This is a genomic window from Nocardioides sp. NPDC059952, assembly GCF_042730435.1.
Classification (GTDB): domain Bacteria; phylum Actinomycetota; class Actinomycetes; order Propionibacteriales; family Nocardioidaceae; genus Nocardioides.
The window spans coordinates 1-12,029 of record NZ_JBHWLY010000035.1 but is presented as its reverse complement, the minus strand read 5'-3'; the positions used below and the strand labels follow the sequence as shown (position 1 = coordinate 12,029).

13 protein-coding genes are annotated in these 12,029 nt (G+C 69.0%); 12 read left to right on the top strand and 1 reads right to left on the bottom strand.

All coding sequences use genetic code 11. The annotated features are described in order from the left end of the window. Positions 1-125: 125 nt before the first annotated feature. From ACFV9G_RS16895 to ACFV9G_RS16860, 8 genes are all read left to right on the top strand, one after another. Positions 126-1,163, top strand: a complete 1,038-nt coding sequence (locus ACFV9G_RS16895) for a M15 family metallopeptidase (protein WP_378728649.1) — start codon at positions 126-128, stop codon at positions 1,161-1,163. A 29-nt stretch (positions 1,164-1,192) separates the two neighbouring features. Continuing rightward, entirely contained in the window at positions 1,193-2,023 is an 831-nt protein-coding gene (locus ACFV9G_RS16890) for a hypothetical protein (RefSeq protein WP_378728647.1), read from the top strand. Further along, positions 2,020-2,427 (top strand): HIT family protein, encoded by a 408-nt coding sequence (locus tag ACFV9G_RS16885; RefSeq protein ID WP_378728645.1) that lies wholly within the window; start codon positions 2,020-2,022, stop codon positions 2,425-2,427. Before ACFV9G_RS16890 ends, ACFV9G_RS16885 begins: the two co-directional genes overlap by 4 nt. 72 nt (positions 2,428-2,499) lie before the next feature. Continuing rightward, positions 2,500-3,381, top strand: a complete 882-nt coding sequence (locus ACFV9G_RS16880) for a hypothetical protein (protein WP_378728644.1) — start codon at positions 2,500-2,502, stop codon at positions 3,379-3,381. A gap of 229 nt (positions 3,382-3,610) precedes the next feature. Continuing rightward, the gene (locus tag ACFV9G_RS16875; RefSeq protein ID WP_378728642.1) at positions 3,611-4,522 is read left to right on the top strand and encodes a glycerophosphodiester phosphodiesterase; all 912 of its coding nucleotides are present in this window, start codon (positions 3,611-3,613) and stop codon (positions 4,520-4,522) included. 76 nt (positions 4,523-4,598) lie between these two features. After that, positions 4,599-5,762, top strand: coding sequence for a glycerophosphodiester phosphodiesterase (locus ACFV9G_RS16870; protein ID WP_378728641.1), 1,164 nt, complete (start codon positions 4,599-4,601; stop codon positions 5,760-5,762). 107 nt (positions 5,763-5,869) lie between these two features. Continuing rightward, entirely contained in the window at positions 5,870-6,637 is a 768-nt protein-coding gene (locus ACFV9G_RS16865; RefSeq protein WP_091049154.1) for an SDR family NAD(P)-dependent oxidoreductase, read from the top strand. 99 nt (positions 6,638-6,736) lie between these two features. Then, positions 6,737-7,777, top strand: coding sequence for a DUF3048 domain-containing protein (locus ACFV9G_RS16860; RefSeq protein ID WP_378728640.1), 1,041 nt, complete (start codon positions 6,737-6,739; stop codon positions 7,775-7,777). A 9-nt stretch (positions 7,778-7,786) separates the two neighbouring features. On the opposite strand, the gene ACFV9G_RS16855 is transcribed toward ACFV9G_RS16860, so the two are convergent. After that, positions 7,787-8,476, bottom strand: a complete 690-nt coding sequence (locus ACFV9G_RS16855) for a TetR/AcrR family transcriptional regulator (RefSeq protein WP_350664140.1) — start codon at positions 8,474-8,476, stop codon at positions 7,787-7,789. Positions 8,477-8,602: 126 nt separating this feature from the next. On the opposite strand from ACFV9G_RS16855, the gene ACFV9G_RS16850 reads away from it, so the two are divergent. From ACFV9G_RS16850 to ACFV9G_RS16835, 4 genes are all read left to right on the top strand, one after another. Beyond that, positions 8,603-9,133 (top strand): hypothetical protein, encoded by a 531-nt coding sequence (locus ACFV9G_RS16850; RefSeq protein ID WP_378728639.1) that lies wholly within the window; start codon positions 8,603-8,605, stop codon positions 9,131-9,133. Between the two features lie 154 nt (positions 9,134-9,287). Continuing rightward, a complete protein-coding gene (locus ACFV9G_RS16845; RefSeq protein ID WP_378728638.1) occupies positions 9,288-9,854 on the top strand; it encodes a YqgE/AlgH family protein in 567 nt (188 codons plus the stop codon). 21 nt (positions 9,855-9,875) lie between these two features. After that, positions 9,876-10,154 carry a DUF3039 domain-containing protein gene (locus tag ACFV9G_RS16840; RefSeq protein ID WP_160024715.1) on the top strand — a complete coding sequence of 93 codons (279 nt, stop codon included), beginning with the start codon at positions 9,876-9,878 and terminating at the stop codon, positions 10,152-10,154. After that, positions 10,151-11,932: a DEAD/DEAH box helicase gene (locus tag ACFV9G_RS16835; protein ID WP_378728637.1), complete on the top strand. Its 1,782-nt coding sequence runs from the start codon at positions 10,151-10,153 to the stop codon at positions 11,930-11,932. The genes ACFV9G_RS16840 and ACFV9G_RS16835 overlap by 4 nt, the downstream gene beginning before the upstream one ends. Positions 11,933-12,029 lie beyond the last annotated feature (97 nt).

The following is a 12,029-nucleotide window of genomic DNA, read 5'->3' as shown; positions in this document are numbered from 1 at the left end:
CAGGCCCGGATACACGAATTGGACTGGCGGGGTGTCCTAGGTCATCCCACACTCGGTTCATGGGGATGGGTAGATTCGCCTGGGTCGGGATTGTTCTGGCATGTGTTGTCACGCTCCTGTGGAGCGTGCCTGCGTCGGCGGCGGTCGACGGTGTCCTGCGGCTCTCCGGTCCCGGGACGGTGGTCGACGAGCGGAGCTCGACGATCACGATCACCCTGCGCACGCCTGGTGGCCGGCCGGTCCCTGGCAGCCGGGTCAAGCTCTACACCAAGACGGCGGGCGCCGATGGCTACGCTCTTCACACGGCGGTGACGACCAATGCCGAGGGGCGTGCCAGCGTCAGCGTACGTCCCCGCTACGACACCATCTGGCGGGCCAACTCGAGTGCCGTCGTCGGTGTGAACGCGGCGTGGAGTAACTACTACCGGCTCGACAACGTCCCGCCGGTGGCCCCGGTGCGGCTGCCCAGCGCCGCCCCGAAGCCGAGACGCAACCCACCGGCCCAGCCGCGTGCCACCGGGAGCGGTGCCAACGGCGTCGTCACCAGCATCTCCGACGGGGTGTGGCGCTCGATGGTCGGCGTCTCCTGGCACAGCGGCTGCCCGGTGGGGCGGGCTAGCCTGCGGCTGCTGCGCATCAACTACTGGGACTACTCCGGCTACCGCCGCCGCGGCGAGATCATCGCCCACCGAGACTCGGTGGGCCGCATGAAGAACGCCCTGACCGCGATGTACGCCGGCCGCTACCCGATCCGACGGATGTATCGAGTCGACCGGTTCGGCTATTCCAGGACGCTGCGTGGCGGCAACGACTACGCGTCCATGGACGCCGACAACACCTCGGCCTTCAACTGTCGCAACGTCGTCGGCCGGCCGGGTGTGCGCTCGCCGCATTCCTACGGTCGCTCCCTCGACGTCAACCCCTGGGAGAACCCTTACCGGTCGCGCGACGGCTACGTGCCCAACAGGTGGTGGCCCTCGCGCTCCCACCCGCGGGTGGCCTGGCGCAGCACCAGCCACGGCGTCGTCCGGGCGATGCGCAACAACGGAATGCGGTGGACGTACGGCTCGGGCGACCTGCACCACTTCGACGCTCCGGTCAGCGGCCGGGTCGCTGCCCGGGAGATCATGCCGTGCGGCCCGGATGCCGTGTCGTGCCATTAGCGGCGGCAAACGGGGCTTAACCTCGGGGAATGAATCCCGACGGCTACCGCAACCGCGCGCTGGAGGTGGCGCTCGCCGCCGCCGACGCCGACGCGGTCGGGGCCGCGCTGCGTACGGGGCAGGTTGTCGTTCCCCAGCTCGACGAGGCCCGGATCAGGGTCTTTCCCGGGGATCGCGGCAACCGGCCACCGTACGAGGCGATGCTCTTCTCCTCCCAGGAGGCGCTGGAGACCTTCCTCGCCGAGGACACCCGCCGGCGCGCACAGCTGCGCAACGCCGACGGGCTGCGTGAGTTCCTCACCGCCAACATCGAGGAGATCGCGTACGTCACCTTCGACCCGGCCGGGCCGAACCGGTTCCGTTCGGGCATCAAGGACGTGCTCAAGACCCTCGGCCCCAAGCCGCACGTCGACCTGCGGCTGCCGAAGGCGCAGGAGTGGTATGTCGTGGACATGTCCGACGGGGACGTACGCGACTATCAGCTCGCCGACCTGACCGCCAAGGTGCTCCCGAAGGTGCAGCGGTCCAGGGTCGAGCAGCCGGACTGGGCACGGTGGATGGCTGCCGCCAAGGATGCGGCTGCCGAGCAGAACGCGGCCTTCCTGGCCTACTGGCTGCAGCGGGTCGGGCGGCGCCCGGCCGGGCTGGCGGTCGCGCTGAGCCGGCCGGCTCCCTTCGGCATGGTGCGGCACCCGCTGCAGGCCGAGACCACGACGGTGGGGGAGCGGTGGGTGGCCTCGCCCGACCGGCTCTACGAGTCGCGGCTGATCTACTCGTTCCCGCACCCCGACCTCGCCGATCTGGCCCTGCCGACCGTCGATCTCGTGATCGCGACGCTCTCGTGGGGAGATGAGCGGTGAGCTGCGTCTTCTGCGACGTGGTCAGCGGTGACCTGGCCGCCGAGGTGGTCTTCGAGGACGAGGGTTTTCTGGCCTTCCTCGACCATCGGCCGGTGCAGAAGGGGCACATCCTGATGGTTCCGCGACAGCACCTCGCGACCCTGCTCGATCTCCCTCCTGACCTGCACGAACGCTTCGTCGCGAACGCCCAGCGGCTGGCCGCCGCGGTCGTGGACGGGCTCGGTGCCCAGGGCAGCTTCGTGGCGGTCAACAACGTGGTCAGCCAGTCCGTCCCCCACCTCCACCTGCACGTCGTCCCCCGCACCCGCGGCGACGGCCTCAAGGGCTTCTTCTGGCCCCGCCACAAGTACGGCGACGGCGAACAGAAGGAGTACGCCGACCGGCTGCGCGCAGTGCTTGGCTGACTGGCGTGAGCGGAGAGGGTGTGGAAAGATCCGCGCGCCGCGAAACGTGCTCGACCATCGGAGGAGATTGACGTGCCTAGTCTGACCACCAGTGCGCGTCCGGTGGCTCTCGAGGGCATCGATCCTCGGATCGTCGGGCTGGCTCGACAGGCGGCCAGGCTGCATCCGCGCCCCGGCAGCCCGACTGTGCTCGAGAGCTCGGTCGGCGGGCCGATGCTGTGGCCTGCCGATGAGCCCTGGCCGCTGTGCCCCGGCGAGCATGCGCTCGACCAGGACGGCCCAGATCCGCTTCCGCTCATCGCGGGTGTACAGGTGTATTTGCGAGATGCTCCTTCCCTCCCGCACCCGCCTGGCGCCGACCTGCTTCAGATGATGTGGTGTCCGACGCTGGGGATCGAGGCGGACGACCATACGGCGGACGGGCATCTCCAGGTGTTCTGGCGAGCATCCTCGGACGTCAAGACGGTGCTGGCAGACCCGCCTGCGCCGCCCCACGAACGCATGTGGGCGGAGATCGTTCCAGCGCGGTGCGTCGTCAACCCGGAACAGATCACCGAGTATCCGACGGTCGACTGGTTGCCCACAGAACTCGTCGAGGCCGTCCAGCGCTGCGAGGCTCTTGGCGAGGATCCGACCTACACCTACAACCTGCTCGCGGTGGCCCAAGGCATCAAGGTCGGCGGCTGGGCGGGTTCAGCGTCGTTCTGGGGTCCTGCCGGTCCTGACTATTTCCGATGCAAGTGCGGAGCTGCCCTCGATGCCTTGATCCAGCTCGAGGACGAGTGGGACGGGACCGAGATCTGGCGGCCGATCGAGGACGCGGGCAAGACCTCCTACGACGACCGGCGTCTCAGCCAGTCGGCCGCGGATCTGGACATCGGCCGCGGGTACGCCCTGCAGACCTACTACTGCACTGCCGATTGGACCCATCCGATCGCGCGCTACATGCAATGACTGGCGGGCCAACGCCGAGACCATCCGCTATGACAGAGGGTCCGACCTTGTGAAGTAGTCACAAGGTCGGACCCTCTGCCATAGCGGGCGGCAAGGTCGATGCCGAGCGGCGGGCCCCGAACCGAGTTCACCGAGGCGTACGGCTTCGGCCATCAGCCCGTCGGGGGGAGGTCGGCGGTGACCGATTCACTCGAGATCAGTTGTCGTCCACTGATCTCGGGAGTGCGCAATGTCGCTGTCGTCCGTCGCGTCCAAGACCTTCACCTCGACCCTGGCCGGCATCGCGCTGGCCGCAGGCACGATGATCGTTCCGGTGGCGGTGAACGCCGTCGAGGCCCACCGAGCCGACCACATCACCATCACCGCCCACCGCGGCGCGAGCGCGTACGCCCCGGAGAACACCCTCGCCGCCTTCGCGCTCGGCATCGAGCAGCGCGCCGACTGGATCGAGTCGGACGTGCAGGCCACCAGGGACGGCGAGCTCGTGCTGATGCACGACACCACCTTGTCGCGCACCACCGACGTCGAGCAGCGCTTCCCCGGCCGCTCGCCGTGGAACGTCAAGGACTTCACGCTCGCCGAGATCAGGACGCTGGACGCGGGTTCGTGGTTCAGCGAGGAGTACCAGGGCGAGAAGGTGCCGACGCTGAAGGAGATGGTCCGGCTGGTGCGGCCGTCGCGGTCCGGGATCCTGATGGAGCTCAAGTCGCCCGAGCTCTACCCGGGCATCGAGAAGCAGGTCGCGGCCGATTTCGACTCGTTCCCCGGCTACGTACGCTCCGCGGTCCGTGCCGGGAGGCTCGGGGTGCAGAGCTTCGACTTCGACTCGATGCGGACCTACAAGCGCGTCCAGCCCGAGATGCCGGTCGGCCTGCTCGGCACCCCGGCCTATGCGGACCTGGACAGCTACACCTGGGCCGACCAGATCAACCCGCACTTCGGCTCCTTCGACGCCGGCTACGTCGCCCGGGTGCACGCGCTCGGGATGCACATCCACTCCTGGACGGTCGACGACGCCGAGACCATGAGCGCGGTCCTGGACCGCGGTGTCGACGGCATCATCACCAACAAACCGGACGTGCTCCGCGAAGTCATCGGCGGGCGGCGTGCCTCTTCCCTAGACTTGGCCGATGCCGCCTGAGGCGCTTCGGCAGATCGTCACGAGACGTTCACCCGCCCACCGGCCCAGGTACTTCCGGGGCCGGTGGGATCGGGGCATGACCACGTTGAACCCCACCACCCGTATGCGTCGCGTCGTCCTCGCCCTGGCCACCACGCTCGCCGCCGGGACCGTCCTGGTCTCGAGCCCCGCGACCGCCGCCGGTGTCGACACCGGCGCCGCCACCGTCCACGCAGGCAAGCACCACCACACGTCGAAGCCGATCGTCTTCGGGCACCGCGGTGCCTCGGGCTACCGTCCCGAGCACACCCTGGCGGCGTACGACCTGGCCATCCAGCAGGGTGCCGACTTCATCGAGCCCGACGTGGTCTCGACCAAGGACGGCGTGCTCGTCGCCCGGCACGAGAACGAGATCTCCGGCACGACCGACGTCGCCGCGCACCCTGAGTTCGCGGGCCGGAAGGCGACCAAGACCATCGACGGCAAGGCGCTGACCGGCTGGTTCACCGAGGACTTCACCCTCGCCGAGCTGAAGACGCTGCGCGCCAAGGAGCGGATCCCGGGTGACCGCCCGGCCAACACCGCCTACGACGGCCTCTTCCAGGTGCCGACCTTCGAGGAGGTCCTCGAGCTGGTCGAGAGGAAGGAAGCCGAGACCGGCCGCACGATCGGCGTCGCCCCGGAGACGAAGCACCCGACGTACTTCGACTCGATCGGTCTCTCGCTCGAGGAGCCGCTGGCCAAGAGCCTCAAGCGGCACGGCCTCGGCGGCAAGCGCGCCGCGGCGGTCATCCAGTCCTTCGAGGTCAGCAACCTCAAGGACCTCAACCGCATGGTCGACACCAAGCTGGTGCAGCTGGTCGACTTCGGCGGCGCCCCCTACGACCAGGTGGTTGCCGGGACCGGTGTGACCAACGACTACCTGGTCACCGACAAGGGCCTGCGCAGCATCAAGAAGTACGCCGACCAGGTGGCGCCCTACAAGTACTACTTCATCCCGCGCACCACCGACAACACGCTCGGCGAGCCCACCGACCTCGCCCGCCGGGCCGAACGCGTCGGGCTGCCGACCGTCATCTGGACCATGCGCGCCGAGAACAAGAACCTCCCGGTGGAGTGCCGCAAGGGCACCGACCCGATCGCGATCGGCGACCTGGCCTGTGAGGTCGGCGCCTACCTCGACGCCGGTGTCGACGCGTTCTTCACCGACCACCCCGACCTGGGAGTCGCCGCGCGGGACGCCTGGCTGAAGAATCGGTAGAACCTACCAATCAGTAGACACCTCGCGACATGACGTACGGCCCTCGCTATTGTCGGCGGGGGCCGCACGTGTTCGTGGGCCCGGTCACAACCAAAGGAGTTTGAGTCATGGGTCGTTTCGACGGACGCGTCGCAGTCATCACCGGGGCAGCGCGCGGGATCGGTTTCGGAGTCGCCACGCGTTTCGCCGAGGAGGGCGCCTCGGTCGCGATCATCGACCTCGACGAGGCGGCTGCCGCTGAGGCCGCCGCCAAGCTTCCGCTGGCCGAGGGTGCCAAGTCGGTCGGCATCGGCGCCAACGTCGCCAAGGCTGAGGACACCGAGGCCGCGGTGGCCCGCGTCGTCGAGGAGCTCGGCGGCCTGCACATCCTGATGAACAACGCCGGCATCACCCGCGACAACCTGCTCTTCAAGATGACCGAGGACGACTGGGACCTGGTCATGAACGTCCACCTCAAGGGACACTTCCTGATGTCGAAGGCCGCGCAGAGCGTCTTCGTGAAGCAGAAGTACGGCAAGATCATCAACGTCTCCTCCACCTCGGCGACCGGCAACCGCGGGCAGGCCAACTACTCCGCGGCGAAGGCCGGCGTGCAGGGCTTCACCCGCACCCTCGCGCTCGAGCTGGGCCCGTTCGGCGTCAACGTGAACGCGATCGCGCCGGGGTTCATCGCCACCGAGATGACCGACCAGACCGCGGCCCGCCTCGGTCTCGACGTCGACGAGTTCCGCAGGCTCTCGGCCGACGCCAACCCGGTCAAGCGCGTCGGCGAGCCCGCCGACATCGCTGCCGCTGCCGCCTTCCTGGCCAGCGACGAGTCGTCCTACATCACCGGCCAGACCCTCTATGTCGACGGCGGCGCCACGGTCGCCTGAGTTCTTCGACGAAGCAACCCCGGGCGCGGCCTGGTTGGGCGCAACGATTACCGTCTGTCACTCGTCTTGGTAGTGAGCCGATGCAGATGGAGATTGATGATGCGTACGTCCCGCCCGGGGTTCTTCCTGCGAGCAGCGGCGACGCTGGCCGCCGCGGGGCTGGTCCTGACCGGCTGTGGCTCCGCGGAGGAGCCGACGGACGCGAAGCCGTCGCCGTCCGCGCCCGCTGAGCCCGACCACGAGCCGTTGACGGGCGTCGAGCTCCCTGAGGGGCAGACCGCTGCGCGCAAGCACCCCGCCTACATCGTCAAGATCGACAACACCTCGGCCAGCGACCCGCAGTACGGTCTCGCCAAGGCCGACATGGTCGTCCAGGAGCTGGTCGAGGGCGGCGTGACCCGGTTGGCCGTCGCGTACTACTCCTTCCTTCCGAAGGAGGCGGGGCCGGTCCGTTCGATGCGGGCGACCGACGCCGGGATCGCCGCACCGATCGACGCGACGATCATGACCAGCGGCGCGGCTCCCTACACCTTCGCGCAGCTGAAGAAGCACGACATCTCGTGGCTCGACATGTCCACCCCCTACGTCGTACGCGACACCAGCAAGCCGCACGACTATCTGCACAGCGTGGTCGGCAAGGTCGCCAAGGCCGGCAAGGCCGCCGCGAAGGACGGTAAGGCCAAGCGGCCGGCCGATTTCATGCCCTGGGGCGACGCGACGACCAAGCTGGCCGGTGGCAAGCCCGCCAAGGCCGTGGACGTGAAGTTCTCTCAGGCGCGCACGGACAACTGGGTCTTCAGGGGTGGCAAGTACCGCCTGCAGAACAACTACATGTCGAAGAGCGGCCAGTTCCTCGCAGACACCGTCGTGGTCGCGCAGACCAAGACCACCATCGCCCCCTACAAGGACCCGGGCGGCGCGATCGTGCCGGTCTCGCACTTCACCGGCCGCGGCAAGGCGTGGATCATGCGCGCCGGCCAGATCGTCGAGGCGACCTGGGTGAAGAAGGGCGAGAAGGGTGCGGTGACGTTCACCGACGCCAGCGGTGCCGCGATCGAGATCCCGCCGGGCAAGGTCTGGCTGGACCTGATCCCGGAGGGCAACGGCCAGGTCGAGCCCGGCGGCGTCACCGTCAAGTAGCCGGACGGCTCAGCGCATGTCCTCGACCTTGACGCCCTGCTTGGCCAGGGTCTGCACCCCGGTCAGCAGGTAGGTCACGGCCAGCTCGATGCGCTCGGCCGCGTCCTCGGGGTCGCTGGCCTCGGTGACGGACTCGCCGGCCGCCGACATCGCTCCGAAGAAAAGTCGGGCGAAGGTCGCGACCATCTCGTCGTCGACGGTTCGGTCGCCGGCGCGCAGGACGGCGGCGACGATGTCCTCGACGACGGTGAACGTGGAGCGCTCCTCCTGCTCGCGGTAGCGCTGGTAGCCCAGGACAGCAGGCCCCTCCTGCACGACGATGCGGCGGTAGGTGGGCTGCTGGACGGCCTCCAGGAACGTACGCAGCCCGGCCCGGGCCTGCTCCCAGGGGTCCTTCGTCTCGCGCATGGCGGCGTCGATGCTCTGCGCGGTGGCGGCCTCGACCTTCTCGAAGACGACCTCGTAGAGCGCCTGCTTGCCGCTGAAGTGGTGGTAGAGCGCGCCCTTGGTGACCTCGGCCCCGGCCACGATGGCGTCCAGGGAGGTGCTCGCGTAGCCGTGCTCGGTGAAGAGCCTCTCGGCGACCTCGACGAGCGTCTTCTTGGTCGAGGCGGAGAACTGCTGCCTCCGTGACATCCCCGGCACCGACGGAAGCGGAGGAACCTTGGGGACGAGCTTGCTCACGGACGACTTTGCCACCCGTCCACTCTAACGGCCGTGTCCGGAATCACCGTCCCAGGTGATGGCCATACCGTCAGTATGTCCCGTACTATAGGTACGTACTCACGGTATGTAAGTGCTCACCTTCCGCAAGGAGCCGAGAAAATGAGCTGGACCAGCCATCACAAGCGCGGAGAGATCCTCCGCGGCGTGGTCGCCGTCATCGACGAGCGTCGAGACGGCCTGCTGCCCATGGATCTCCCCGGCGTCACCGAGACCTTCACCGACGAGCTCGACCTGCTCGCCGCCCTGCAGCTGCGCTGGCACACCCGCCTGTCCGGCCGCATCGAGTCCGAGCTCGCCAACCAGCCGATGGACCTCGAGGACGCCGTCGTCCGGGCCTGGCACGGCGCTGCCGACGACCTGCCCGGCATCCGCACGGTCCTCGACCGCTACCACGCCCTTCCCGTCGACGACGCGATGGCCACCGCGCTGGCCAAGTCCCAGGCCAAGGAGCACCTGACTCTCGCGGTCATGGCCGGCCGCGGTGCTTTCGCCGACGCCGAGTGCGTCCGTCTCGGCTCGATGATCGAGGCGCGTGCCCGTGCCGAGTACGTACCGGCCGTCGAGGTCGTCGAGCGCGGGCCCTTCGCCGGCCTCGTCGACATGCTCCGAGCGGTCCGCTCGGCAGCCTGACCGGGTCCCGGGTGCCGGTGCGCTCCCTCCGCGGACTCCCTCCGCACCTCCCTAAGTGCCGGCCCCGGGTCCTTTTCCCGTCTCGATCCGATCGGCGGGCTTTGTTGGTTTCTTGTTGCGGCTGACGTGACCCAGGTGATGCGATCATGGCGTCATGACGGAGCAGAAGGACGTACGCGCCGGGCGGCTGCTGGTAGCCACCCCGGAGCTTCGCGATCCCAACTTCGTCGACACCGTCGTGCTCTTGATCGAGGTCAACGACGAGGGTGCGCTGGGCGTGGTGCTGAACCGGCCCTCGCCCGTGCCGGTCGCCGAGGTGCTGCACCCGTGGGCGACCTCGGTCGCCGATCCTGACGTCCTCTTCCAGGGCGGCCCGGTGAGCAAGGACTCCGCGATCGCGGTGGCGCTCCTGGTCGACTCCGACGACCCGCCGCTGGGGTTCCGGCCCGTCGTCGGGCGCCTCGGGCTGCTCGACCTCGACACGCCTGTCGAGCTGGTCGACGGCACCTTGGCGCGGCTGCGCATCTTCGCCGGATACGCGGGCTGGGGGGCTGCCCAGCTCCAGGGCGAGGTGGAGGAGGGGTCCTGGTATGTCGTCGACGGCGAGCCGTACGACTCCTTCCTCGACGACGTGAGCACGATGTGGGCCGCGGTGCTCCGTCGTCAGCCCGGTGAGCTGGCCTTCCACGCCACGCGACCGCCCGATCCGGAACTCAACTAGAGGACCAGTAGACTGGACGGCATGGGCATCCTGGGATTCGGCACGAAAGAAGCCGTCAAGGAACGGGAGGACATCCGCGAGCAGGATGTCCCCACCGAGGAGGGTGACCACGACCGCTACTCCCATTACGTGGAGAAGGACAAGCTGACCGAGGCGATGGTCATGGGCACGCCCGTGGTCGCGCTGTGCGGCAAGGTGTGGGTGCCGAGCCGCGACGGGTCCAAGTTCCCGGTCTGCCCCGACTGCAAGGAGATCTTCGAGGGGATGCCGCCAAGCGGTGGCGAGGGCGACGACGAGTGAGCCGCGCCGATCTGCCCGGCGCACTCACACCGGCGTGGCCGAACAAGGCCGCGTGGGGAACTGCGACCAAGCTGCGCGCTTGGCAGCAGGAGGCGCTGTCTCGATACCTGTCCGAACAGCCCCGTGACTACCTTGCTGTCGCGACGCCCGGCGCCGGGAAGACGACCTTCGCGCTGACCGTCGCCGCCGAGCTCCTCGGGCGGCGCCTGATCGACCGGGTCACCATCGTCGCGCCCACCGAGCACCTCAAGGTCCAGTGGGCCGAGGCGGCAGCGCGGGCCGGTATCCCGATCGACCCGACCTACTCGGCCGGGCAGGGAAAGACCTCGGCCGACTACGTCGGGATCGCGGTGACGTACGCGGGTGTCGCGGTCAACCCGCTCGCGATGCGAATCCGCACCGAGCGGTTCAAGACGCTGGTGATCCTCGACGAGGTCCACCACGCCGGCGACGCGCTCTCGTGGGGCGAGGGCGTCCGGGAGGCCTTCGAACCGGCCGCGCGGCGGCTGGCGCTGACCGGCACGCCGTTCCGCTCCGACACCAACCCGATCCCGTTCGTCACCTACGCCCCGGGCGAGGACGGCATCCCGCGCTCGGCGGCCGACTACACCTACGGCTACGCCGAGGCGCTGCGCGACCATGTCGTCCGGCCGGTGCTGTTCATGGCTTACTCGGGACAGATGCAGTGGCGCACCCGGGCCGGCGACGAGATCGCCGCCCACCTCGGCGAGCCGCTGACCAAGGACCTGACCTCGCAGGCGCTGCGGACTGCGCTCGACCCGGCCGGATCGTGGATCCCGTCGGTGCTGGCAGCAGCCGACAAGCGCCTGACCGAGGTGCGGCGCCACGTCCCGGACGCGGGCGGCCTGGTCATCGCGACCGACCAGGACTCGGCGCGCTCCTACGCCAAGACGCTGCGCGAGATCACCGGACAGAGCGCGACCGTGGTGCTCTCCGACGAGAAGGCCGGCTCGAAGAAGATCGCCAAGTTCTCCGAGTCCGAGGACCGTTGGATGGTCGCGGTCCGGATGGTCTCCGAGGGCGTCGACGTGCCCCGGCTCGCGGTCGGGGTCTACGCGACCACCACCTCGACGCCGCTCTTCTTCGCGCAGGCGGTGGGGCGCTTCGTACGTGCTCGTACGCGGGGCGAGACCGCCTCCGTCTTCCTGCCCTCGGTCCCGAACCTGCTCGGCTTCGCCTCCGAGCTGGAGCTGCAGCGCGACCATGTGCTCGGCAAGAAGGTCACCAGCGAGGACGACATCTTCGCGGCCGAGGACGCGTTGATGGCCGCGGCCAACGCCGAGGAGGGGGCCTCAGAGGAGGAGCTCGGAGCCTGGGAGGCCATGGGTTCGGAGGCGCGCTTCGACCGGGTGCTCTTCGACGGCGGCGAGTTCGGCCACTCCGGTGAGGTGCACGTCGGCTCGGAGGAGGAGATGGACTTCCTCGGCATCCCCGGACTGCTCGACACTGACCAGATGAAGACCCTGCTCCAGCAGCGGCAGAGCGACCGGGCACGCAAGCAGAAGTCCGCCGCGGGTCCGGTCGCGGCCGACGAGCCCGTCGCCGCGGTCGCCGCCCACGAGCAGCTCGCCGTGCTCCGCCGTGAGCTCAACGGGCTGGTCGCCGCCTGGCACCACCGCACCAAGGCGCCCCACGGCGTCACCCACAACCGGCTCCGCAAGGAGTGCGGCGGCCCGCCCGCCGCGGTCGCCAACGCCGACCAGCTCAAGGCCCGCATCGACACCCTGCGCGACTGGGCCGCGCGCGGCTCGGCCTGATTTCGCCGAGTCGGCCCGTCCTGACCGAAACTCCCGCCGAGTCGGCTCGTCCTGACCGAAACTCCCGCCGAGTCGGCTCGTCAAGACGAGCCGACTC

Excerpts from the sequence above, each read along its gene's own strand:
- ACFV9G_RS16890 (WP_378728647.1), top strand. The coding sequence starts at position 1,193 with ATGAATCCCGACGGCTACCGCAACCGCGCGCTGGAGGTGGCGCTCGCC.
- ACFV9G_RS16840 (WP_160024715.1), top strand. The coding sequence starts at position 9,876 with ATGGGCATCCTGGGATTCGGCACGAAAGAAGCCGTCAAGGAACGGGAG.
- ACFV9G_RS16845 (WP_378728638.1), top strand. The coding sequence starts at position 9,288 with ATGACGGAGCAGAAGGACGTACGCGCCGGGCGGCTGCTGGTAGCCACC.
- ACFV9G_RS16865 (WP_091049154.1), top strand. The coding sequence starts at position 5,870 with ATGGGTCGTTTCGACGGACGCGTCGCAGTCATCACCGGGGCAGCGCGC.
- ACFV9G_RS16870 (WP_378728641.1), top strand. The coding sequence starts at position 4,599 with ATGACCACGTTGAACCCCACCACCCGTATGCGTCGCGTCGTCCTCGCC.
- ACFV9G_RS16875 (WP_378728642.1), top strand. The coding sequence starts at position 3,611 with ATGTCGCTGTCGTCCGTCGCGTCCAAGACCTTCACCTCGACCCTGGCC.
- ACFV9G_RS16860 (WP_378728640.1), top strand. The coding sequence starts at position 6,737 with ATGCGTACGTCCCGCCCGGGGTTCTTCCTGCGAGCAGCGGCGACGCTG.
- ACFV9G_RS16850 (WP_378728639.1), top strand. The coding sequence starts at position 8,603 with ATGAGCTGGACCAGCCATCACAAGCGCGGAGAGATCCTCCGCGGCGTG.